Origin of the sequence: Flavobacterium fryxellicola (assembly GCF_900143245.1) — a bacterium.
Lineage (GTDB): Bacteria > Bacteroidota > Bacteroidia > Flavobacteriales > Flavobacteriaceae > Flavobacterium > Flavobacterium fryxellicola.
In genome coordinates this window covers 16,490-42,149 of sequence record NZ_FRDK01000014.1, presented here as the reverse complement: position 1 = coordinate 42,149, position 25,660 = coordinate 16,490, and the positions used below count along the sequence as shown (strand labels likewise).

Sequence of the window (25,660 nt, the reverse complement as noted above, 5' to 3'; positions counted from 1 at the left end):
AAAGCTTGCAACGAATAGCGAGAATAGCTTCTACGAAAAGAAATATCTTTGAAATATCGCAGAACTTTTTAGTGCTTTCCATCGATAACATCTGGCTTTTTACTCAATTTTACCATTTTTAAATTTCCAAACAAAAAACTACCTTCGCTTGTGGAAACAAAAAAGAATCGAGTGTGTGAAGAATAGCCTCGAAATTATAAAATCTGCAATTTTAATTTGAATACTTGTAATGTCTAATAACCTGCTCCTCACTCCTATCGAATATTTAAAAGGCGTTGGTCCCAATCGGGGCGAATTGCTGCGCAAGGAATTGGGAATTTACAAGTATGTGGACTTGGTTAATTTTTTTCCCAACCGATATATTGACCGCACGCGCTATTACAAGATTAATGAATTGCAAAATAATGCCGCTGAGGTTCAAATCATTGGTAAAATCATCAATATTAAAACGGTTGAGTTTGGTCGGAATCAAAAACGACTGGTCGCTACGTTTGTAGACGATACGGGACAAATGGAACTCGTTTGGTTTCAAGGCCATAAATGGATTCGGGAGAGTTTAAAGCTCAATGAAATGTGTGTGATTTTTGGCAAGTGCTCTTCTTTTGGGAATACCTTTAATATGCCGCACCCCGAAATTGAATTGATGGGCGAGCACGAACAAAGTTTGCGTTCCGCGATGCAACCCGTTTATCCTTCGACAGAAACCTTGACCAATCGCGGAATTTCGAATCGGGTAATAAATAAACTGATGCAACAATTGTTTCTGGAAACCCAAGCACTTTTCACGGAAACTTTACCAGATTATTTGATCAACGAATTGAAGTTGATTCCTAAAAAAACAGCCTTATTCAACATTCATTTTCCTAAAAGCGCAGACGTTTTGGCGAAAGCCAAATTCCGGTTAATATTTGAAGAATTATTCTTTATCCAATTGCAATTAATCACGAAAAATCTGATTCGCAAACATAAAATTCAAGGACATCCATTCGCAAAAGTGGGTGACTATTTTAATGATTTTTACCAAAATCATTTGCCTTTTCAACTGACAAATGCGCAAAAAAGAGTGATTAAGGAAATACGCACCGACATGGGTAGCAACGCCCAAATGAATCGATTGCTACAAGGTGATGTGGGATCTGGAAAAACAATTGTGGCTTTTATGAGCATGCTATTGGCACTGGATAATAGCTTTCAGGCCTGCTTAATGGCACCAACAGAAATCTTGGCCAACCAGCATTTTGTTGGTTTATCAGAATTGGCTGCAGCTGAAGGTTCTGGGCCTAAAATAAATATCCGCTTGCTAACGGGTTCGACCAAAATTGCGCAACGCCGAATTATCCATGAAGAACTAGAAAACGGCACGTTACACATCCTTATCGGAACGCATGCTTTATTAGAAGACAAAGTAAAATTTAAGAATTTAGGCTTAGCTGTAATTGATGAGCAACACCGTTTTGGTGTAGAACAACGCTCTAAATTGTGGAAAAAAAATGTAATTCCGCCACACGTTTTGGTCATGACTGCAACACCAATTCCGCGAACGTTAGCAATGAGTTTGTATGGCGATTTAGACATTTCAGTAATCGATGAATTGCCTCCGGGACGGAAACCCATTCAAACTGTACACCGTTTTGATAGCAACAGATTAAAAGTTTGGAAATTTCTGCGGGACGAAATTGCTTTGGGACGCCAAATTTATATTGTTTATCCTTTAATTCAGGAGTCGGAAAAAATGGATTTCAAAGATTTGATGGACGGTTACGAAAGTGTTTCAAGGGATTTTCCTTTGCCGCACTATTCGATTTCAATTCTTCATGGAAAAATGAAACCTGCTGATAAAGAAGCAGAAATGAAACGCTTTTCGGAAGGAAAAACCAATATTATGGTTGCCACCACTGTGATTGAAGTGGGTGTAAATGTCCCTAATGCGAGTGTGATGATTATTGAAAGTGCAGAACGTTTTGGACTATCGCAACTGCATCAGCTTCGAGGTCGCGTGGGTCGTGGAGCAGAACAAAGCTACTGTATTTTGATGACCAGTCATAAATTAAGTGCCGATAGTAAAACCCGAATGGAAACCATGGTACAAACGAATGATGGTTTCGAAATTGCCGAAGTCGACTTAAAACTGAGAGGTCCCGGTGATTTGATGGGAACGCAGCAAAGCGGAGTGCTAAACCTTCAAATTGCTGATTTGGTTCGCGATAGAGATACTTTGGCGCTATCCAGAAATTATGCTTTAAAATTACTCAAGGACGATGCGGGAATGCAAAAACCAGAGCACGCCTCTTTAAGAGCTGTTTTTATAGAAATGACTAAAAAGAAAAACATTTGGAATTACATCAGTTAATTTTTGTCTAACACCTATTTTTTAGGAATATAAGGTACAGTTTAAGCAAATTGACACATTTATTTGCTTTCATTTTTACAATAAATCCTTTTGAAAACTATTTTTTACTTGTTGATTAAACTAATGCTGTTTTTTGGAGTCCTATTAGTAATGATTTTATTAATTTGCATTATTTTACCTTTAGAATTTGTATAGTTGTATGTACAAACGTTAAATAAAAATCAACAACATCATAAATACCATTTCTAAAACCTAAATTTGCTTTTTAACTATTTATACTGAAACCTAATCCTACTTTATAGTACACTTATGAAAATTAAATACTTAGTTTATGCCTTGTTAACTATTGGAATCATTGGCTTTATTGGTTACAGAATCACAGAAAATAAAAGGGGAAGCGGAGATTCTAAAGATTCCAAAGGAAAAGGCAAATCCATGAGCGTAAACGGAATTGTGGCAACACCAGCAACTTTTGACAATAATTTGTCCCTTTCTGGTTCTATTGAAGCGAATGAACAAGTTGAAATCCGAAGTGAAGTTTCTGGAATTGTAGAAGGCATTTATTTTAAGGAAGGGAGCAACGTGAGTAAAGGGCAGGTGCTTTTTAAGGTAAATGATTTAGAGTTAAGAGCACAGTTGCGGCAAACTTCTACTAGAGAAGGATTAGCCTCGGAAAACGAAAGAAGAGCCAAATTGCTGTTACAAAAAGAAGCTATCAGTCAGGAAGAGTATGATTTAGCGAGAGCTGATTTAAAATCGGCGCAAGCCCAAAGTCAATTGATAAAGGCGCAAATTGCCAAAACATCTGTTAGAGCTCCATTCTCTGGAAGAATTGGATTGCGTTCTATTTCGCCTGGAACTTATATTACACCTGCGATATTGGTAGCAAAACTAGTAAATACGGGAAAACTAAAAATTACTTTTTCAATCCCAGAAAAATATGCTAGCCAAGTAAAAACGAATACGACACTCACCTTTAAAGTGGCTGGTTCTAATGAAACATTTAGCGCTATTGTATACGCTATTGAACCCGAAGTGGCCATCGCAACGAGAACATTACAAGTTCGTGCCATCGCTGAAAATAAAACAGGTACATTATTACCAGGCACTTTTGCAGATGTTGAATTGCCTTTGGACATTATAAAAGATGCAATTGTTGTTCCTACTGAAGCCATTATCCCGATACAAAACGGCAAAAAAGTTTTCATTTCCTCTAATGGCCAAGCCAAAGAGGTAATGATAGAAACGGCAACGAGAACAGATGCTACCATCTTGGTACTTTCTGGTTTAAAAGCAGGCGATACAGTCATTACCAGCGGTGTGATATCCTTAAAAAACGAAACTCCTGTGACTGTTACAATTAAGTAGATTGCGATATTAGATTCCTTCAAAGCAATTAAAAATCTAAAATCAGCAATTAAAAATCTAAAATCTAAATGAGTTTATCCACAACAAGTATTAGAAGACCTGTATTTACCATAGTAATTAATTTAGCCATCGTTTTGTTTGGTTTAATTGGATACACCTTTCTTGGCGTTCGAGAGTTTCCTTCAATTGATCCCGCGCAAGTTTCCATTCGTACCAATTATGCTGGTGCAAATGCAGATATAATCGAATCTCAAATTACGGAACCGCTTGAGAAGGCGATAAATTCCATTGACGGAATCAGAAATGTAACCTCTTCTAGCGCACAAGGAAGCAGCAACATTACGATTGAATTTAATTTGGATAAAAATCTGGAAGATGCAGCCAATGATGTCCGTGATAAAGTATCACAAGCCGTTAGAAACCTACCACAAGATATTGATTCTCCGCCAGTAGTTTCTAAAGCGGATGCCAATGGGGATGCGATTATTTCGATGACCGTTCAAAGTGATACACGAAATGCATTAGAGCTTAGTGATTATGCTGAAAATGTCATTTCACAAAGGCTTGAAACCATTCCTGGTGTGAGTGGTGTCCAAATTTGGGGCCAAAAAAGATATGCCATGAGGTTGTGGATTGATCCAGTAAAACTGGCTTCGTATGGATGTACCGTTTCTGAAGTACGAGATGCGTTAAACAAGCAAAATGTTGAATTACCGTCCGGAAAACTGACGGGTGATAATACCGAATTAACGGTAAAAACGGTGGGAAACCTTTCTACTGCTGCCGAATTTAATAATATTATTATTCGCGCTGAAGATGAAAAAGTGGTGCGTTTTAGTGATGTAGGAACCGCAATTCTTGGACCTGAAAATACAGAAACTAAAATGACACAATCTGGAGCACCGTTAGTGGGTGTTGCAATTGTGCCACTACCAGGGGCCAATTATTTAGATATTTCGACTGCTTTTTACAAAGAATTCGAAAAATTAAAAAAGGATTTACCAAAAGACATCAAGCTAAATATTGCTATTGACAATACGATTTTTGTAAAAAAATCAGTTATTGAAGTAGCGGAAACATTAGGGATTTCCATTATTTTGGTGATTTTAATTATTTATTTATTCTTCAGGGATTGGGCTATTGCGTTTAGACCACTGATAGATATTCCCGTTTCGCTAATCGCTACTTTCTTTATCATGTGGCTTTTTGGTTTTTCCATCAATGTATTGACCTTGTTAGCAATTGTTTTGGCAACAGGATTAGTGGTTGATGACGGAATTGTAGTCACCGAAAATATTTTCAAAAAAGTAGAAGAAGGTATGACGCCTATCGAGGCGGCTATCAAAGGATCTAATGAAATATTTTTTGCCGTAATTTCGATTTCAATCACCTTAGCAGCGGTATTTTTGCCTGTGATTTTCCTTGAAGGATTCGTCGGGCGCTTGTTTAGGGAATTTGGGGTCGTGATTGGTGCTGCCGTTTTGATTTCGGCTTTTGTATCGTTGACCTTAACCCCAATGTTAAATGCCTATCTCATGAAAGGTGGCGAACAAAAGAAATCCAAATTCTACATTCGAACTGAACCTTATTTTCAAAAATTAAATAGCGGTTACGCCAGTTCATTGAGTAGTTTTATGAAAAAGAAATGGTTGAGTTTCCCTATTCTTATTGCTTGTTTTGGGTTAATATACTTGTTTTTTAACCTCTTACAAAAAGAAACTGCACCGTATGATGACCGCAGTGGTTTTGTATTGCGAATGACCACACCAGAAGGATCCTCTTATGAATACACAGATCGCTTCATGCAGGAAATATCAAAATTAGTAGATGACTCTATTCCAGGAAAAAAAGTAGCTCTAGTAATTACCTCCCCTGGTTTTGGATCCTCGTCCGTAAACAGTGGTTTCATCCGCGTATCATTGGTTCAACCAAATGAAAGAACCGATTCACAAAAAGAAATTGCAGAGAAATTGACCAAGTGGACCAAGCAATATCCAGACGCAAAAACCTCTGTTATTGAACAACCAACCATAGCAGTAAACCGACGCGGGGGATTGCCAATTCAATACATTATACAAGCACCCAACTTTAAAAAACTGGAAGAAAAAATTCCTCTTTTTATGGATGAAGTGGCTCAGAACCCAACCTTTGCAGTTAGTGACGTAAATTTAAAATTTAACAAACCTGAAGTTAATGTCACCATTGACAGAGAAAAAGCCGAAAGTCTAGGGATATCCGTGATTGACATTGCACAAACATTGCAACTTTCCTTGAGTGGACAACGCTTTGGATACTTTATGAGAAATGGAAAACAGTATCAGGTTATTGGACAGTTTGACCAAAAAGACCGTTCAAAACCACTGGATTTAACCTCGATGTTTGTAAAAAACAATATGGGACAATTGATCCAAATGGATAACGTGGTAAGCATCGAAGAAAAAAGTAATCCGCCACAACTGTATCATAACAACCGTTATATGGCTGCAACGGTTTCTGCAGGTCTTGCTCCAGGCAAAAGTATTAGCGATGGAATTGATGCCATGAATGAAATTAAGGCTAAAGTGCTTGATGATACTTTTACCACCGATTTAGGGGGAGAATCAAGGGATTTTGTCGAAAGTAGCTCAAATACTGCCTTCGCATTTGGATTGGCTTTATTATTAATATTCTTAATATTAGCAGCACAATTTGAAAGTTTCATAGATCCTTTCATCATTATTTTGACTGTACCAATGGCCGTCGCAGGGGCATTATTCTCGTTGTGGTTGTTTGACCAGACTTGGAATATTTTCAGCCAAATTGGAACCGTAATGCTTATTGGTTTAGTAACCAAGAACGGAATTCTAATTGTTGAATTTGCCAATCAGTTGCGGGAACAAGGAAAACCAAAATTTGAGGCGATATTAGAAGCTTCAGAAGCGAGATTGAGGCCAATTTTAATGACAAGTTTAGCTATTTCCCTAGGTGCATTGCCTATTGCCTTGTCCTTAGGAGCTGCCTCAACTAGTAGAATTGGAATGGGAGTTGTCATTGTTGGGGGAACTATTTTCTCCTTAGTTTTAACTTTATTTGTCATACCAGCCATGTATTTAATGTGGTCGAGAGCTCGTAAACATTATCCTGAATTTGACCATATTGAAGAATACGAGAAAGAAGTTAAATAATTTAATGGAACGCTGATGTTTGGGATTATATAACAATTACAATAATAATCCAAGTCAAAAAATAAAAATATGACACACTCTAAAATACTATTGCAAAGCTTAATCTTACTCTTTTTTTGTGCAATGGAAACCAATGCACAAGAAGTCTTAACTTTAGAAAGTGCGGTAAAAATTGCATTGGAAAATAATTATGAAATAAAAATTGCTACTAATAATTTGACTATTGAAAAAACGAACGTGGCTATTGGAAATGCTGGAATGCTGCCAACTGTTACCGCAAATGTGATAGATAACAACAGTATTCAAAATAGTTCACAAACGCGTCAGGATGGTACAAAAAATGAATTAGATAATGCCAAAAATAATAATTTGACCTACGGTGTTGGATTAGATTGGACTATTTTTGACGGACTGAGAATGTTTGCCCGATTAGATCAGCTCAAAGAATTACAAAAGCTAGGCGAAGCACAATTAAAACTGACCTTAATCACAAGAATTAGCGATGTAAATGCTGCGTATTACGATTTAGTACAACAACAGCAACAATTGGCGGCATTAGATACAACAATCGTCATTTCTAACCAGCGATTAACATTGGCACAAAATAGATTTACCATTGGAAAAGCATCTAAATTAGAAGTTTTGAATGCACAAGTAGATTTGAATACGGATCAAGTAGCGCTGCTAAGACAAAAAGAATTGTATGCTAATAGCAAGATTTTACTAAACCAGCTAATGGCGAGAGAGGTAACGACCAATTTTAAAGTAATTGATGTACTGGAAGTCGATTCTTTATTATTATTACCGGAACTAAAAGCTTTAGCCGAGAAACAAAATCCTCAATTGGAAGCCCAAATTATTACTAAAAGAGTAGCCGAATTAGAATTAAAACAAATTAAAGCGGCACGTTATCCTACCCTTCGCGTAAATACTGCCTATAATTTTTCTGAAAGTCAATCTAGTCTTGGTTTTGTGGTGCAATCTCAATCCAGAGGCTTTAATTATGGCTTCAGTGCTTCATTGAATCTATTCGATGGTTTTGCACAAAACCGGAATGAAAAAATCGCCAAGATTCTTATTGAAAACTCTAAATTGAGTATAGACCAGCAAAATTTAGCGCTAAATTCACAATTGTCTACTTCTTACCAAACGTATTTGACCAATTTAGAATTGATTGTTTTAGAGGAAAAAAATGAGTCAATTGCCAAACAAAATTTGAGTATTACTTTAGATAAATTTCGAATTGGGACTATTACAACGTTAGAATTCAGAACGGCACAATTGAATTATGTGAATGCCAAAGTGCGCTACAGCAACGCGCAATTTCAAGGTAAATTATCTGAAATTGCACTTCGTGAATTAGCTGGCAATCTAATTTTTTAATATACTTTTGTAAATAAAAATTCAGAATGACTTCGTATAATCCCAAAGACTGGATCAGTTTTATTTTCCAATTAAGCAAAGGAGACACCTTTAGAAAACTGATACCAATGATGGTTATTATCGGGATTTATTCTGGTGGAATCGGTTATTTAGAAATTGAATATTGGCATTTACCAGATAGTAGCCATGTCAAAAATATCTCAATAATGCACGGAATGTTAGGTTTCGTAATCTCCTTACTGTTGGCTTACCGCACCAATACTGCTTATGATAGATGGTGGGAAGGAAGAAAATTATGGGGCGGACTTGTAAATAACAGTCGGAATTTAGCGATCAAATTATCAATCATATTGCAGGATGAAAAAGATCGTAATTTTTTTCGGAAAGTGATTCCCACGTATGCCTCCGTTTTACACAAACATTTAAATGATAGTGAAACGGGTATGCAATTGTTTGATGATGTCGATTTAGAAATTGATCATCACAAACACAAACCAAATCAGGTGGCCAAAATATTATTTCAAAAAATCAATGATTTATATGTTTCCAACAAAATTACAGGAGACCAATTGATTATTTTGAATACTGAAATACAATCTTTTACAGATATTTGCGGGGCTTGTGAACGAATAAAAAATACGCCTATACCCTACTCTTATAGTGCTTTTATAAAAAAATTTATTTTTATTTACGTCCTAACTTTGCCTTTTGGATATGTCTTTAGCCTGGGCTATTATGTAATTCCAGTTGTCGTATTTATTTTTTATGTTTTAGCGAGTTTAGAGCTCATTGCTGAAGAAATCGAAGATCCTTTTGGAACTGACGCCAATGATTTACCAACGAGGAAAATGGCAGAAAACATTAAAAAACATGTTGAGGAGTTAATTTAAATTTTGTTAAACACCTTTAACAATCTAATTATTTTCATTAAATTTAAGCTTTGACTTTTTAAAGTTTAAAACTATGACTAGTAACCGTGCTTTTATTCATCCTCCACATCTCTCAAACGAGAAATCGTTGAAAACATTAGTAGAAAACAGAACCGTATATTCCTTGAAGCATTGCGAGCTCAATCTTTTTGAGAACTACGAATCTTCGACATTAGTTCCTTTAAAGTTTAATGATTTAGTGGTCACCAGCATGTTGAGAGGCAAAAAAGTAATGCACCTTTTTGATGATCCAAGCTTTGTATATTTGCCGGGAGAAACTGTAGTGATTCCTTCGAATGTGGAAATGAAAATTGATTTTCCGGAAGCTTCTAGAAACAATCCAACGCAATGTTTGGCTTTGGCGATAGACCAAAAAAAAATAACTGATACCTTACAATTTTTGAATGAGCGCTATCCAAAAGAGGGGAATGATCAATTCTGGCACTTGAATTACCAAAGCTATTTCTTTTATAACAATGCAGCATTAGCCACAACGATTAATAAACTGATAAACGAATGCATGAGTACTTCAATAACCAAAGATGTTCTAGCCGACTTGACTTTACAGGAATTATTGATTCGCATTATTCAAACTCAAACTGCCAAAGCAATTGAAAATGGACTCTTTATAGATCCAAAGAATCCCATTACCGAAGTTGTAGCATTCATCCGGTTGAATTTAAAAGAAAACTTTAACATGAAACATTTGAGTGAAAAAGCATGTATGAGCACAACTTCTTTCTATCGATTTTTCAAAAAAGAATTAGGAATGAGTCCCATAGAATTTGTAATTAATGAAAAAATGAGATGTGCCAAACAATTACTCCAAAATCCTACGATACAAATTAATGAAGTCTGCCACATGTCCGGGTTTGAGGATTGTAATTACTTTATTCGTTTGTTTAAGAAACACGAGGGTATTACACCCAAACAATACCAATTATTGTGCGTGAATTAAATTATTCAATATAAGTAACGGGTTCAAGGGACTTTTCTTCCTCTGGAGTAAAAATCCGATAATCGATTCGGAATGTTTTTTTTAACGGGGTTTCTAATGAAAATCCTCCTACTCCAAAAGCATCAATTACATCTAAAGTAAAATGTGCATGCTTCCAGTATTCGAATAAATCTTTGTCTACCCAAAACTCCGTATTTTCTACTAAACCAATACATACATCGCCTAGTCGTTGATAAAAACCTCCTTTTTCAAAACATTGGGGTTGTGTTCCTTCACAGCACCCACCTGCCTGATAAAACATTAAATCCCCATGTTTTACTTGCAAAATTTTTATCAATTCTATTGCCTTTTCGGTGGCATCAATTCTTTTTATCATCTGTTTATGGGTACAAATAAAAACAGAAAACTTATGCGAACACAAATTTTCTGTTTTACTAATTTATATTATTGCTTGGCAATTTCAAGTACGACACGTCCTTCAATTTGTCCTTTTTTCATTTTTTCAAAAACATCATTTACATCCTCTAACTTTGCTGATGTAACGGTTGCTTTAACTTTTCCTTCTACAGCAAATTGTATCGCTTCCTGCAAGTCTTTTCGTGTTCCTACAATAGAACCCCGAATTGTAATTCTATTTAAGACCGTATCAAAAATCGACAAGTCAAAATTTCCAGGAGGAAGTCCGTTCAACACCATGGTTCCTTTTCGTCTTAAGGTCTCTAATCCTTGTTTAAAGGCGATTGGAGAAACAGCCGTAACTAAAGATCCGTGCATTCCACCTACTTCTTTTTTAAGAAATTCACCAGGATTTTGATTCTTAGCATTGATTACTAAATCAGCACCTAATTTTTTTGCCAACTCTAATTTATCATCCGCAATATCAATGGCAGCAACGTGCATTCCCATAGCTTTTGCATATTGGACGGCAACGTGACCCAAACCACCAATTCCTGAAATAGCTACCCATTCTCCAGGTTTAACTTCCGTTTCTTTTAATCCCTTATAAACAGTGACACCTGCGCAAAGGATGGGTGCCATCTCCAAAAAATTTACATTCGAAGGTAAATGCCCAACGTATCTTGCATCGGCAATCACATATTCGGCAAAACTTCCATCTACGCTGTATCCTCCATTTTGCTGGGTATCACACAACGTTTCCCAACCCGTGATACAGTGATCACAGCCACCACAAGCACTATATAACCATGGCACCCCAACAGCATCCCCTTCTTTGACATTCTTTACATCTGGACCTACCGCTACAACATATCCTACTCCCTCATGTCCTGGGATCAATGGCATTTTTGGCTTAACTGGCCAATCCCCTTCAATAGCGTGTAAGTCCGTATGGCAAACACCACTTGCTATTATTTTTACTAAAATTTCATTTCGACCAGGACGTTTAACTTCTACTTCTTCGATCTTTAGTAATGACCCAAATTCTCTAATCACCGCAGCCTTCATTGTTTTTGGTAGCATAATATTTCGATTTATAAAAAAAAGGAAAGCACTTTACCTTTCCTTTTTCAATTAATAATTCATTCTAAAAGAAACCTAATTTCTTTTTATCGTAAGAAATCAGCATGTTTTTTGTTTGTTGGTAATGTGATAGCATCATTTTATGATTCTCACGGCCAATTCCGGACTGTTTATATCCTCCAAAAGGAGCTCCCGCAGGATAAGAATGGTATTGGTTTATCCAAACACGACCCGCCTGAATCGCTCTTGGAACCTGATAAATTTCGTGTGCATCGCGCGTCCAAAGTCCTGCTCCCAAACCGTACATTGAATCATTTGCAATTGCAATTGCTTCTTCAGTCGTTTTAAAAGTAGTAACTGCTAAAACAGGTCCGAATATTTCTTCTTGAAAAATACGCATTTTGTTGTGTCCTTTGAAAAGGGTCGGTTTGATATAATACCCGGCTGCTAATTCCCCTTCCAGTTGATTTTCTTCCCCTCCTGTTAATAATTCAGCTCCTTCTTCCTTTCCTAATTTAATATAGGTCAGTATTTTTTCTTTTTGAACCAAAGAAGTTTGTGCACCCATCATCGTAGTTCTGTCCAACGGATTTCCCATCTTGATGGCAGCAGTTCTTTCAATAACTTTGGCAATAAATTTATCATAAATTGCTTCATGTACTAATAGTCTGGAAGGACAAGTACATATTTCACCTTGGTTTAAAGCAAACATGACAGCACCTTCAACTGCTTTGTCAAAGAAATCATCATCAGCATCACCAACCGATTCCATAAAAATATTAGGTGATTTTCCGCCTAATTCTAACGTAACTGGAATAATATTTTCAGTAGCATATTGCATGACTAAACGACCTGTAGGAGTCGAACCGGTAAATGCCGCTTTTGACACTTTTTTATTGGTTACCAAAGCTCTACCCAACTCGGCCCCAAAACCATTCACAATATTTATAACTCCAGGAGGAAGAATATCCCCAATCAATTCCATTAATACTAAAATAGAAATTGGTGTGCTTTCTGCCGGTTTTAGAACCACCGTATTCCCTGCTGCCAAAGCGGGAGCCAATTTCCAAACTGCCATTAAAATAGGGAAATTCCAAGGAATAATTTGGGCAATTACCCCTAAAGGTTCACTCAAAGCAATAGAAACAGTTTGCGAATCCAATTCGGCAATTGAACTTTCCTCTGCTCTTATTACACCAGCAAAATAGCGAAAATGGTCTATGGCCAAAGGAATATCTGCAGCCAAAGTTTCCCGTATCGCTTTTCCATTATCTATTGTTTCAACCGTTGCTATATATTCCAAATTATCCTCGATAACTTGAGCAATTTTATTCAATAAGTTACTGCGTTCCGTAGCAGAAGTTTTTCCCCAAGTTTGAAAAGCGTCATAAGCTTTATCAACAGCAAATGCTACATCTTCCTTGCTAGAGTGCGCAGCTTGCGTAAAAACTTTTCCATCTATTGGAGAAACCACGTCAAAATAGTCACCATTTATTGGTGCTACAAATTTACCACCGATATAATTATCATATTTTGCCTTAAATTCAGGTCTTTGTACTACGTTATCCATTTGGTTTTATTTTTAGATTTACCCAAAGTTAGGTTCTTATTTATTATTAGAATAGCATTAATCATCCAACTAGTAGCATTAAATTTTACTATCTGTTTTTTTAACCTAATTTTATTATTTATTTCACATTTATTTATAATTAATGATGCCAAATTAACATTTCTTACACGTGCTTATTACTACGAATGAATTATAAAAAACAAAAAAAATTGTTTCTTACTCCAACCTGCAATCCTTATATTTGCAATCTTGAAAAAAACATAAAATGAAAATATCTTACAATTGGTTAAAACAATTCATCAAAATAGATTGGAAATCGGATGAAACTGCTGCATTACTTACGGACTTAGGTCTAGAAGTGGAAATAGTAGAAAAATACCAATCCGTAAAAGGCGGATTAGAAGGTATTGTTGTAGGGCATGTTCTCACTTGCGTCCAACATCCCGATGCTGACAGACTAAAAATAACCACCGTAGATTTAGGCAACGGTATTCCTGTACAAATTGTATGTGGTGCCAATAATGTTGCTGCGGGTCAAAAAGTACCGGTCGCTACTATAGGAACTACATTATATGATGCAGCAGGAGTTGCTTTTTCTATAAAAAAAGGAAAAATACGCGGACAGGAAAGCCACGGAATGATTTGTGCAGAAGATGAGATTGGCCTTGGTGACAGCCATGACGGTATTATGATTCTAGACGATGCATTAGTACCGGGAACACCTGCTGCAACCGTTTTTAAAATTGAAGATGATGAAGTTTTTGAAATTGGACTTACTCCTAATCGTGCTGATGCCATGAGCCACTTAGGAACAGCTCGCGATTTAAGAGCTGGACTTTTACAAAGTGGTATAAATGTAGAATTAATTACCCCATCGGTTAGTAATTTTAGAGTAGATAAAAGAACTTTGAAAATTGATATAGATGTAAAAGAGCCTAAACTTGCCCCTCGCTATTGCGGTGTAACTATTTCAGGGATCGAGGTTAAAACATCTCCTGCATGGTTGCAAAACAGATTGAAAGCAATAGGATTAAATCCTAAAAATAATATTGTCGATGTTACTAATTATGTTTTACATGAATTAGGACAACCACTCCATGCTTTTGATGCTGCAAAAATTAATGGTAAAATAATAGTGCAAACGCTTCCTGCAGGCACAAAATTCACGACCCTTGATGATGTTGAAAGAACTTTACACGAAGAAGATTTAATGATTTGTGACGAAAAAGGTCCTTTATGCATTGCCGGTGTTTTTGGCGGTAAAAAATCTGGAGTTTCTGAAAATACGAATTCTATATTTTTAGAAAGTGCTTATTTTAATCCCGTAAGTATTCGTAAAACAGCAAAAAGACACCAGCTAAACACGGATGCTTCTTTTCGTTTTGAAAGAGGAATTGACCCTACTATTACAGAGTATGCCTTGAAACGTGCTGCGTTATTAATACAAGAAGTGGCGGGTGGAGAGATTACATCTGACGTTTTTAATGTCTATCCAAAGAAAATAGAAGATTTCAGCGTATTCTTAAACTTTAGTAAAGTCGCAAAAATTATTGGGGAAGAATTACAAAAAGATACGATTAAAAAAATATTAGTTTCTTTAGATATCAAAGTAAATAGTGTCTCAGATGCTGGATTAGGATTAACAATTCCTGCATATCGCGTTGATGTCCAGAGAGAAATAGATGTTATAGAGGAGATACTAAGAGTGTATGGCTACAACAATATTAATTTTTCTAAAAAACTAAATGCTACCGTTTCTAATTCGCCTAGAAACGAAGATTACAAAATACAAAATGTGATTGCCACACAATTAAATTCTCAGGGATTCAATGAAATGATGGCAAATTCATTAACCACCGCGTCCTACGTTGCACTTTCAGAGGATTTGAATCCAACAAATAACGTGACAATGTTAAATCCGTTGAGTGCTGATTTGTCAACAATGCGACAGTCTTTACTGTTTTCAGGATTAGAAGCAGTATCGTATAATATCAATCGTAAAAATGCCGATTTGAAATTATTCGAATTTGGAAAAACATATCATAACTACCTTGCCGGTTATGAAGAAAAAAAGCATTTAAGTTTATTCCTTACTGGTAACAGAAATCAGGAAAACTGGACATCAACTCAAAAACCATCCGATTTCTTTTTATTTAAAGGGTTTGCAAATGGAATTCTTTCTCGTTTGGGCATTCAAAAAACACAAAATGTACCTGTAACTTCAGATGTGTTTTCTGAAGGGATTGCGATTAGTGTTGGAAACGAAATTCTAGTAGAATTAGGAGTTGTAAAAAAATCAATTTTAAAACATTTTGGAATCAAACAAGAAGTGTTTTTTGCAGATTTTAATTGGAGCTTAATTTTGAAATTACTTTCAAGCAAAATAAAATACACTGAGATTCCTAAATATCCAGAAGTTCGTAGAGATTTGGCTTTATTAATTGACCAAAGTGTAACATATGACCGTATTTACACAATTGCCTGTCAAACGGAGAAAGCATTGTTAAAAGACATTAATTTATTTGATGTATATGAAGGACAAAAACTTCCAGAAGGTAAAAAATCATACGCCTTGAGTTTCACTATTCAGGACAATTCAAAAACATTGACAGATGTTCAAATTGATAAAATTATGAGCAAGCTGCAAAAGAATTTTGAAACTGAACTTGGAGCCACTTTGAGATAAATTCATTTTATAGAATACTAAATCCCATTCGGTCTACGAATGGGATTTTTTTTATAGAAAAGAGCCCTGCAAATAGCAGAGCTCTTTAAAATAGCGCAATAGTAACCTCTTCTTAAATATTATTGTTTAGGCAATACTACAGCATTTACAACGTGAATCACACCATTTGATTGGTTTACATCTGCAATTGTAACTTTAGATTTTCCACCATTCTCATCAGTAATATATAAGTTTTTCCCTTTCATCCAAGCCGTAAGCGTTCCACCGCTAACTGTTTTTAAAGTCGCTTTACCTTTTCCCATTTTAATAGCTTTTGCTATATCAGAAGCGTTCATTTTTCCTGCAACTACGTGGTAGGTAAGTATTGTTTGCAACATTTTTAAGTTTTCAGGTTTCAATAACGTTTCAACAGTTCCCATTGGTAATTTAGCAAAAGCAGCATTTGTTGGCGCAAAAACCGTAAAAGGTCCTTTACTTTGCAACGTTTCTACTAATCCTGCAGCTTTAACGGCTGCAACAAGCGTAGTGTGATCTTTAGAGTTTACTGCATTTTCAACAATATTTTTAGTTGGATACATTGCTGCTCCACCCACCATTACTGTTTTTTGAGCGAAAGAAGTAGCTCCAAATACTAATGTCATAAATGCAATCGATAAAAATTTTCTAGTTTTCATAATAATCTATTTTTTAAAGTTATATAAAAGCATTTACGCACAAAGAGTCGATTTGGTTTTAAAAAAAATAAAAAAATATTTAAAGCATTGATTGTAAGCGAAATACAATAATTGTTTTTTAATAGCCTTATAAAAATAGAACGTGTAAACTAGCCCCGATTGAAGCAAGTATCCTTTTATAAAGCTTCCAGCCTTTTAAAGGCTGGAAGCTTTATAAAAGATACTGCGAAAAGCGGGAGGATTAGTGAAATGAAAATCGATTATGCTGCTCCTAAAAATTAAAACATCAATTTATAAAGCAAAAAAAAGCCTCACATTACTGTGAGGCTATCTCTATTTAAAAAATTTAAAGAAATTATTTTTTCTCTGATTTTTCCATTTTAGCTTTCAATGCAGCTAACATATCATTGTTGTCTCCTAAAGTTGCAGCTGGTGCATTTGTAGAAGAGTTAGATGAAGTGTTTTCAGTAGCAGTTTTCACATTTTTCTCTTCTTCTTCACGGAAGATCGCAGTGTGAGAGGCAACTACTCTTTTAAATTCTTTGTTGAATTCGATTACTTTGAAATCAGCTGATTCTCCTTTTTTCAATTTCTTACCGTCTTCTTTTTCAAGGTGACGCGTAGGAATGAAAGCAACGATATCATCTCCAAATTCTACAGTAGCTCCTTTGTCAACGATTTCAGAAATTTCACCGTTGTGGATCGTTCCTACAGCGAAAGAACCTTCATACTGATCCCAAGGATTAGCAGTAGTTTGTTTGTGACCTAAAGATAATTTACGTCCATCAACATCTAATTCTAATACTACTACATCTAATTTTTCTCCAACATTTACAAATTCAGATGGATGTTTGATTTTCTTAGTCCAAGATAAGTCAGAAATGTAAATTAATCCATCAATTCCTTCTTCTAATTCTACGAAAATTCCAAAGTTTGTAAAGTTTCTAACGATACCTGTATGTTTAGAACCTACTGGGTATTTAGAAGTGATGTCAGTCCAAGGATCTTGAGACAATTGTTTGATACCTAATGACATTTTACGGTCATCTCTATCTAATGTTAAGATAACAGCTTCAACAACATCACCTACTTTTACGAAATCTTGAGCAGAACGTAAATGAGTAGACCAAGACATTTCAGAAACGTGGATCAAACCTTCAACACCTTCAGCAACTTCGATAAATGCACCGTAATCAGCGATTACAACTACTTTACCTTTTACTTTGTCTCCAATTGCTAATTTAGCATCTAGAGCATCCCATGGGTGAGCGTTTAATTGTTTCAATCCTAATTGAATTCTTGTTTTCTCATCATCGAAATCAAGGATTACAACATTTAATTTTTGATCTAATTCCAATACTTCAGATGGGTGGTTGATTCTTGACCAAGAAAGGTCAGTAATGTGAATCAATCCATCAACTCCACCTAAATCAATAAAGACACCATAAGAAGTAATGTTTTTAACAACACCTTCTAATACTTGTCCTTTTTGTAATTGACCGATGATTTCTTTTTTCTGGATTTCGATATCCGCTTCAATAAGCGCTTTATGCGATACAACAACATTCTTGAATTCGTGGTTGATTTTCACAACTTTAAATTCCATCATTTTGTTTACATATACATCGTAGTCTCTAATTGGCTTAACATCAATTTGAGATCCTGGTAAAAACGCTTCAATTCCGAAAACGTCAACGATCATACCCCCTTTAGTTCTGCATTTTACAAAACCATTAACGATTTCTCCTGTTTCGTTAGCCGAAATAACTCTATCCCATGATTTAATAGTACGTGCTTTTCTGTGAGATAACACTAATTGACCTGTTTTATCCTCACGGATGTCAATTAATACTTCAACAGTATCACCTACTTTTAAGCTTGGGTTGTAACGGAATTCGTTTAAAGAAATAACACCTTCCGATTTTGCGTTGATATCAACGATAACGTCTCTATCTGTAATTCTAACAACTGTACCATCTACCACTTCTTCTTGATCAGTAGCGATAAATGTTTTTGAAACTAGTTCTTCGAATTCTAATAAGTTTTTCTCATCAACAGCATCAATACCTTCTTCGAAATTGTGCCAGTTGAAATTTGCTAAAAACTCTTCTTGTGATTTTACTTGTTCAGACATGCTGATTAAAAATTTGTATTCTGTATTCTCTCGAGTTTCTGAATGTGTTAGAAAACAGCAGAAGTTGTTTGTATAATTAATTGAACCCTAGAGGAAACTCTTATTCACCAAAAGGTTTGCAAAAGTAACACATTTATATGTAATTGCAAAATAATTAATCATTCAAAGCAGTAAGCTAAACGTTATATTTTTAGGAACTTCATACTGATCCTTTTTATCACAAAAAAGAAAAAAATAACAAACTTCTACTAAATAAAGTTTTTGTAGACAAATGTAAATTCCTTAATTTATTTTTCAAATTTTTAAGCTTTGAATAAGATTATGAAAATCTAAGTATGCAGTGTATGATCTATTTTTTGTATTTTTGTACTCTTACTAATTTATTCCACAGCACATGTCAACAATAAGTATTACTGCACATCCAGAAGACGCCTCTCAAGTAGAAGCTGTAAAAGCATTTATGACGGCCTTAAAAATTAAATTTGAGGTCTCTGAAGGCAAACCATATAATTCTGAGTTTGTTGAAAAAATAATACAAGGCGACACAGATATCAAAGCAGGTAAAGGCAGAAAAGTCACTATCGAAGAACTCAATCGTTTATGGAAATAGTATATCTTCCGCAAGCCGATTTAGATTTACAATATTGGATAAGAACAAGTAATAAAAGTATTTTAAAAAAGATTACTTCGATAACTATCGATATTTTAAAATCACCTTTTACTGGCATTGCAAAACCTGAGGCACTAAAATACGAACTATCTGGAAAATGGTCTCGAAGAATAACTACAGAACATAGATACGTTTATAAAGTTGAAGACAATACGCTTTTCGTATATTCACTTAAAGGACATTATTAAAAAAGCACAATATAAACCCCGTTAAATTTATAAAATTTTATTGGGTTTATTTTTATGAAGCTACTTTTTAATGACTTACATTCTCTAAAGCTTTTGGATCATGTTTATGCTTAAACAACAACGCAAAAGCAATCGCAATTACCAGCGCGTACATGGCAAAAGCCAACCAAATCGTATGCCAATCTTTCATAAAAATAGCTTTGCTAAACAAGCCATCTGCTCCTATTGAATTTCCTTGGCTTACAACAAATTCTAACATTTTCGAATTGGTCGTTTCCGTTTCTAAAAAACCAGCTAAGTCAGTAGTGTTAGAAAATGATTTTGTAAAATATTTATCGATTGCCCACCCAGAAGTAAAACTCCCTAAAACCGCTCCAAAACCATTAGTCATCATCATGAATAAACCTTGTGCTGACGATCGATTTTTTGGATCTGTATTGGTTTCTACAAATAAAGATCCTGAAATATTAAAGAAATCAAATGCCATTCCGTAAACCACACATGACATAATAATCATCCACAAACCAGTTGTTGGGTTTCCGTAAGCAAACAATCCAAAACGAAGTACCCACGCCAACATACTGATCAACATCACTTGCTTGATACCAAAACGTCTTAGAAAAAAAGGAATGGCAAGAATAAATAAGGTCTCTGAAATTTGAGAAATTGACATTATAATTGTTGAATATTCCACAACAAACGAATCGGCATATTTTGGAAAATGCTTAAACTCATCTAAGAAAACATCACCATAGGCGTTCGTAAGTTGCAATGCTCCACCTAAAAACATGGAGAAAATAAAGAACAAAGCCATTTTATAATCCGCAAACAATTTGAAAGACTCTAGACCTAATGTTTCCATTAATGACGCATTCTCCTTTGATAAGCGTTGTGGCTTACATTCTGGCAATGTAAAAGAATAAATTCCCAATACCACCGCGGCTATTCCTGCTATATAAAACTGATATTCTGTTGCTTTATTTCCCGTTAAATTTGTAATCCACATGGCTACTATAAAACCAACCGTTCCCCAAACCCGAATTGGAGGGAAATTTTTGATCACATCTTTGTTGTTTAACTTAAGAGCGGTGTAAGAAATAGAATTACTCAAAGCAATTGTTGGCATATAAAAACACATGGCCAAAAGCATAATATAAATAAAGGTTTCGGGAGTGGAAACTTGTGGTATGTAAAATAAAACCGCTGCATACAAAATGTGTAGCGCTCCGTATAATTTTTCAGCATTTATCCATCTATCGGCAATAATACCCGTTAGTGTTGGCATAAACAAAGAAGCAATTCCCATCGTGCCAAAAACCAATCCAAATTGTGTACCATCCCATTGCATTGTCCCAAACCAGTAATTTGCAATTGTAATCAACCAAGCTCCCCAAACAAAAAACTGAAGAAAACTCATTATTACCAATCTATTTTTAATTCCCATGAGATGAATTGTTTTTTTACTTTAAAAAATTTACAAGCCGTAAATCTACTATTAAAAATGAAATCTGCAAATAATTATAACGTTTTAGTCGTATCGTTTACCAATTCTAAAACAAGTGCAAATTGTTCCTCACGATTCAAATGTGAATTATCAATCTCAATAGCATCTTGAGCTACCTCTAAAGGAGAATCCTCCCGATGTGTATCAATGTGATCTCGCTCTTCTACATTTTTAAGTACTTCTTCAAAGGTCACGTTATCTCCTTTTTGGATAAGCTCATCGTAACGTCTTTGTGCTCTTGTAGTTGCGCTGGCAGTCATGAAAATTTTGAGCTCGGCATTCGGGAAAACTACGGTTCCTATGTCCCTACCGTCCATTACGATACCTTTATTTTTTCCCATTTCTTGCTGCTGCTCTACTAATTTGGCACGAACTTCTGAAACTTCAGCTACTTTGCTAACAAAACGAGACACTTCAATCGTTCTGATTTCAGTTTCTACATTTACATCATTCAAATACATTTCAGCAAAACCTAAATCAGCATTAAATTTAAATTGTAATATAAGGTATGGCAAACTGTTTATTAAAGATTCTTTATCAAAAAAATCAGCATTTATATATCCTTTTTGCATGGCAAAAAAAGTCACGGCACGATACATTGCTCCAGTGTCAACGTACACATATCCTAAATTGTTGGCGAGTTGCTTGGCCAAAGTACTTTTTCCGGTAGATGAAAATCCATCGATTGCGATAGTAATTTTTTTAATCAAAATGTAATATTTAAAGTTCTATGTTATGTCAAAATTATTATTGAAAGTTCACTGTTAACCCAAAAAGGCTTGTGTTTCCTGCTAATGTATATCTGGAATACGAATAATTGAATTTCAGTTTATTCATTTTAAGCCCAAAACCCAACGAGACTCCTGAGAAATTTCGTTGTTCTAAAAGTCGCAATTCTTCCGCTCTTCTAAAATTATAACCAAGCCGCAAATTAAATGCTTTTTTAGGGAAAAGTTCTACTCCCACGATTACATGTCGCAAGGCATTATTCACAAAGGATACTTTTTCTGCGGTAGATTCTCCATCAAAAGAAGATTGTGCTCTTGCTGAATTTGAAAAAGCAATATTCCATTGCTGTAAATTTTCTAAGGTAAGGTGCCAACGAATAGGCACATTTTCTAACTCCTGTGAGACACCAGCAATAATTTCCAGCGGCAGTTTCTCATTAGTTCCATTGTATGTTGAGAATTGTGTGCCAATATTGCGTATTGCTAAAGCCCAATTTACATCGTTTCTTTCATCAATAAACAAAGCCCCAATGTCCAATGCTCCTCCAAAAGAATGGTAGCTTTCTAAACTAGAGGAAATCAATTTTGCACTTGCTCCAATATGAATATCAGTGTAGGGAATATTATAGGCATAGCCAAAAGAAAGTGCTATTTCGCTACCGGTAAAGGCCGATGTAGGTTGACCATTTTCATCAAAACCTTCAAAATTTCCATAGTTTACATAATTTACCCCAGCCTGAAAAGTTTGTAAATGACGGTCGTAAGTATAGGCATACGAAGCTGTTCCATAGGTTACTTCTTTAAAATAACTACCATAATTCAAAGCTAAATGGTTGTCCATTTCAGCATTAATAGTAGCCGGATTAAAATGGACTTGATTTACGTCATCATCATAAATCGTGATTACTTTTCCTCCCAAAGCTGCTTGTCTTGGAGAGGTAACCAAGTTCAAAAACTGATAGGTATATTTCCCTCCTATTTGGCTGTACGACACAACACAAACAAAAAATAAACCGTATAAAATGAGTTTTTTTAGCATGCTTAAAATGGCAGTTGATGTAAGGTAAAACGCAATTGCGAAGATAAAATTATAAATACAATAAATGGCAATTTTAAAACTGGTACTTGCAAATAAAAATTCCAAATTCTAAGTACTGAAAATCAGGTTTTAGAATCTGGAATTTTAAAATTCAGAAAGTCTTTTTCTTATAAATTCTTTGCGTTTTTAACTTTCTCCTCCGTCAAAGCAAATTTCAATACATCGCTCATTTCCTTCACATAATGAAAAGTTAAACCTTCAAGGTATTCTGGTTTTATTTCATCAATATCACTTTTATTCTGTTGACACAAAATAATATCTTTAATATTGGCTCTCTTAGCAGCCAAAATCTTTTCTTTAATTCCGCCAACAGGTAAAACCTTTCCACGCAATGTAATTTCTCCTGTCATCGCTAAGTTTTTCTTCACTCTTTTTTGTGTAAAAAGCGAAACTAATGATGTCAGCATAGCAATTCCTGCACTAGGTCCATCTTTAGGAGTAGCACCTTCCGGAACGTGCAAGTGAATGTTATATTTAGAAAGTACCTCTGAATCTAATCCTAATAGATTAGCATTGGCTTTAATGTATTCTAAAGCAATGGTTGCCGATTCTTTCATTACGGTACCTAAGTTTCCAGTAATGGTCATGTTTCCTTTTCCTGGAGAAAGTAACGATTCTATAAAAAGTATATCACCACCAACTGATGTCCATGCCAAGCCAGTTACTACTCCGGCAACATCATTACTCTCGTATTTATCTCTTCCTAACCTAGCCGCACCTAACACTCTTATTATATCATCGTCAGTTATTTTCTTGTTGTATTCTTCTTCCATTGCAACTGATTTAGCTGCATTACGAATCACTTGAGCAATTTTAGCCTCTAAACCGCGAACACCAGATTCACGTGTATATCCTTCAACAATTTTCTCTAATTGTTTTTTTCCAATGGTTAAATCTTTAGTCGTTAAACCGTGTTCTTTCAGTTGTCTTGGAAACAAATGTTGGCGTGCAATTTCTACCTTTTCTTCGATGGTATATCCTGACATTTTAATGATTTCCATTCTATCTCTTAAAGCAGGCTGAATGGATGACATCGTATTTGAAGTTGCAATAAACATCACTTTTGATAAATCATATCCCATTTCAAGGAAATTATCATAAAACGAATTATTCTGCTCTGGATCTAAAACTTCCAATAAAGCGGATGAAGGATCACCTTGATTGCTGTTTGACAACTTATCGATTTCATCCAAAACAAAAACTGGGTTGGAAGTACCCGCCTTTTTTAGGCTTTGGATAATTCGCCCCGGCATAGCACCAATATACGTTTTTCTATGGCCTCTGATCTCTGATTCATCGCGCAAACCTCCTAATGAAATCCGTACATATTCTCTACCTAAAGCCTCTGCAATAGAGCGTCCAATGGATGTTTTACCCACTCCCGGAGGTCCTGTTAAACAAATAATAGGAGATTTCATGTCATTTCGCAATTTTAAAACTGCCAAATGTTCAATCATTCTTTTCTTCACATCTTCAAGCCCAAAATGATCTCTATCTAATATTTTCTGAGCGCGTTTTAAGTCAAAAATATCTTTAGAATACTCGTTCCAAGGCAGTTCTAAGAACAGCTCTAAATAGTTTCTTTGAATCCCAAAATCGGGTGCTTGCGGATTCATACGACGCATTTTTGACAATTCTTTATCAAAATGCTTTTTGGTTTTCTCATCCCATTTCTTGGTTAGAGACTTCTGTACCATCTCCTCTATTTCCTCTTCTTGAGAAACGCCACCTAACTCTTCCTGAATGGTTTTCATCTGCTGGTGCAGGAAATATTCACGTTGTTGCTGGTCTAAATCAAAACGAACTTTGGATTGAATATCATTTTTTAACTCGAGTTTTTGCAACTCAATATTCATATAACGCAGCGTCTCTAAAGCCCTCTCTTTTAATTCATTAATCGCTAATAAATCTTGTTTTTCTTTAACTGATAAATTCATGTTAGAAGTAACAAAATTGATCAAGAAGGATTGACTTTCGATATTTTTGATGGCAAAGGTTGCTTCGCTAGGAATGTTTGGACTTTCTTTAATAATTTGAATCGCTAATTCTTTGACGGAATCTAGAATAGCTACAAACTCGGTATCATTTTTTTTCGGTCGTTTTTCAGGAACCTCTTTAATTTTTGCTGTTAAATAAGGTAGTTCCTCTAAAACAGTATCAATTTCGAAACGTTTTTTACCTTGAAGAATAACAGTTATATTTCCATCAGGCATTTTTAATACTCTTAAAATACGAGCCACGGTGCCTATTTTATGGATATCTGCTTTAGTTGGATCTTCATCCTCCTCGTTAATTTGAGCAACAACACCAATAGTTTTGCCAGCTGCGTTAGCATCATTTATTAATTTGATTGATTTATCACGTCCTGCAGTAATTGGTATGACAACACCTGGAAATAAAACCATATTTCGCAATGGCAAGATCGCTAATAATTCAGGTAATGCCTCATTATTCATTTCCTCCTCGTCCTCTGGAGTCAAAAGTGGAATTAAATCTGCTTCCGAATCAAATTCTTGAAGTGACAGATTGTCAATAGTAAGTATTTTATGATTTGACATAGTATTATTTAAGTCTTTTTGTCATTAAAAAATTAATCCTTTAAGCAAATATAGGATTTCAAAAGAGTCTTTGTAGCTAAAAACAATCTTTAATTTTTAAAATTTGCATAACCCTAAAGGAGTCAATCTTTGTGCCAAAACAAACTATAGCTATTCTATTTTTTATCAAAAAGTATTATTTAAAACTCAATTGTAACAAGAACTAAAACTAATCGTGA

The 25,660-nt window shown here is 35.2% G+C and carries 18 protein-coding genes; 9 read left to right on the top strand and 9 right to left on the bottom strand.

Going from position 1 to position 25,660, the window contains the following annotated elements; all coding sequences use genetic code 11:
- The first annotated feature begins 229 nt into the window (after nt 1-229).
- The 6 genes from recG to BUA03_RS15105 all read left to right on the top strand — a co-directional run bounded on the left by recG (nt 230) and on the right by BUA03_RS15105 (nt 10,152).
- Nucleotides 230-2,350: an ATP-dependent DNA helicase RecG gene (gene recG / locus BUA03_RS15130; protein ID WP_066080907.1), complete on the top strand. Its 2,121-nt coding sequence runs from the start codon at nt 230-232 to the stop codon at nt 2,348-2,350.
- A 309-nt stretch (nt 2,351-2,659) separates the two neighbouring features.
- Nucleotides 2,660-3,718 (top strand): efflux RND transporter periplasmic adaptor subunit, encoded by a 1,059-nt coding sequence (locus BUA03_RS15125; protein WP_066080904.1) that lies wholly within the window; start codon nt 2,660-2,662, stop codon nt 3,716-3,718.
- Between the two features lie 68 nt (nt 3,719-3,786).
- Complete coding sequence (locus BUA03_RS15120; RefSeq protein ID WP_066080899.1) at nt 3,787-6,882, top strand: efflux RND transporter permease subunit; 3,096 nt, start codon at nt 3,787-3,789, stop codon at nt 6,880-6,882.
- A 69-nt stretch (nt 6,883-6,951) separates the two neighbouring features.
- Nucleotides 6,952-8,265 (top strand): TolC family protein, encoded by a 1,314-nt coding sequence (locus tag BUA03_RS15115; protein WP_066080896.1) that lies wholly within the window; start codon nt 6,952-6,954, stop codon nt 8,263-8,265.
- A 26-nt stretch (nt 8,266-8,291) separates the two neighbouring features.
- Entirely contained in the window at nt 8,292-9,155 is an 864-nt protein-coding gene (locus tag BUA03_RS15110) for a bestrophin family protein (RefSeq protein WP_066080893.1), read from the top strand.
- A 73-nt stretch (nt 9,156-9,228) separates the two neighbouring features.
- Nucleotides 9,229-10,152 carry an AraC family transcriptional regulator gene (locus BUA03_RS15105; protein WP_066080890.1) on the top strand — a complete coding sequence of 308 codons (924 nt, stop codon included), beginning with the start codon at nt 9,229-9,231 and terminating at the stop codon, nt 10,150-10,152.
- Between the two features lies 1 nt (nt 10,153).
- Here BUA03_RS15105 and BUA03_RS15100 read toward each other — a convergent pair whose 3' ends face one another.
- The 3 genes from BUA03_RS15100 to BUA03_RS15090 all read right to left on the bottom strand — a co-directional run bounded on the left by BUA03_RS15100 (nt 10,154) and on the right by BUA03_RS15090 (nt 13,201).
- On the bottom strand, nt 10,154-10,528 hold the full coding sequence (locus BUA03_RS15100) for a DUF779 domain-containing protein (protein ID WP_066080886.1): 375 nt from the start codon (nt 10,526-10,528) through the stop codon (nt 10,154-10,156).
- A 68-nt stretch (nt 10,529-10,596) separates the two neighbouring features.
- The gene (gene adhP, locus BUA03_RS15095) at nt 10,597-11,631 is read right to left on the bottom strand and encodes an alcohol dehydrogenase AdhP (protein ID WP_066080883.1); all 1,035 of its coding nucleotides are present in this window, start codon (nt 11,629-11,631) and stop codon (nt 10,597-10,599) included.
- Between the two features lie 64 nt (nt 11,632-11,695).
- Nucleotides 11,696-13,201: an aldehyde dehydrogenase family protein gene (locus BUA03_RS15090; RefSeq protein ID WP_066080880.1), complete on the bottom strand. Its 1,506-nt coding sequence runs from the start codon at nt 13,199-13,201 to the stop codon at nt 11,696-11,698.
- A 265-nt stretch (nt 13,202-13,466) separates the two neighbouring features.
- Here BUA03_RS15090 and pheT point away from each other — a divergent pair, with 265 nt between their 5' ends.
- Entirely contained in the window at nt 13,467-15,887 is a 2,421-nt protein-coding gene (pheT, locus tag BUA03_RS15085) for a phenylalanine--tRNA ligase subunit beta (RefSeq protein ID WP_066080877.1), read from the top strand.
- A gap of 119 nt (nt 15,888-16,006) precedes the next feature.
- On the opposite strand, the gene BUA03_RS15080 is transcribed toward pheT, so the two are convergent.
- Together BUA03_RS15080 and rpsA are read right to left on the bottom strand one after the other, a co-directional pair.
- On the bottom strand, nt 16,007-16,561 hold the full coding sequence (locus BUA03_RS15080; protein ID WP_066080874.1) for a fasciclin domain-containing protein: 555 nt from the start codon (nt 16,559-16,561) through the stop codon (nt 16,007-16,009).
- 355 nt (nt 16,562-16,916) lie between these two features.
- A complete protein-coding gene (gene rpsA / locus BUA03_RS15075) occupies nt 16,917-18,695 on the bottom strand; it encodes a 30S ribosomal protein S1 (RefSeq protein WP_066080871.1) in 1,779 nt (592 codons plus the stop codon).
- A 394-nt stretch (nt 18,696-19,089) separates the two neighbouring features.
- Here rpsA and BUA03_RS15070 point away from each other — a divergent pair, with 394 nt between their 5' ends.
- Nucleotides 19,090-19,305: a DUF2683 family protein gene (locus tag BUA03_RS15070; RefSeq protein ID WP_066080868.1), complete on the top strand. Its 216-nt coding sequence runs from the start codon at nt 19,090-19,092 to the stop codon at nt 19,303-19,305.
- Complete coding sequence (locus BUA03_RS15065) at nt 19,296-19,553, top strand: Txe/YoeB family addiction module toxin (protein ID WP_066080864.1); 258 nt, start codon at nt 19,296-19,298, stop codon at nt 19,551-19,553. The genes BUA03_RS15070 and BUA03_RS15065 overlap by 10 nt, the downstream gene beginning before the upstream one ends.
- 67 nt (nt 19,554-19,620) lie before the next feature.
- On the opposite strand, the gene BUA03_RS15060 is transcribed toward BUA03_RS15065, so the two are convergent.
- The 4 genes from BUA03_RS15060 to lon form a co-directional block, all read right to left on the bottom strand.
- Nucleotides 19,621-20,997 carry a nucleoside permease gene (locus BUA03_RS15060; RefSeq protein ID WP_066080861.1) on the bottom strand — a complete coding sequence of 459 codons (1,377 nt, stop codon included), beginning with the start codon at nt 20,995-20,997 and terminating at the stop codon, nt 19,621-19,623.
- Between the two features lie 74 nt (nt 20,998-21,071).
- A complete protein-coding gene (cmk, locus tag BUA03_RS15055; RefSeq protein ID WP_066080931.1) occupies nt 21,072-21,764 on the bottom strand; it encodes a (d)CMP kinase in 693 nt (230 codons plus the stop codon).
- 40 nt (nt 21,765-21,804) lie between these two features.
- Nucleotides 21,805-22,824 carry a type IX secretion system protein PorQ gene (gene porQ / locus BUA03_RS15050; protein ID WP_066080928.1) on the bottom strand — a complete coding sequence of 340 codons (1,020 nt, stop codon included), beginning with the start codon at nt 22,822-22,824 and terminating at the stop codon, nt 21,805-21,807.
- A 167-nt stretch (nt 22,825-22,991) separates the two neighbouring features.
- On the bottom strand, nt 22,992-25,442 hold the full coding sequence (gene lon, locus BUA03_RS15045; protein WP_066080858.1) for an endopeptidase La: 2,451 nt from the start codon (nt 25,440-25,442) through the stop codon (nt 22,992-22,994).
- Nucleotides 25,443-25,660 lie beyond the last annotated feature (218 nt).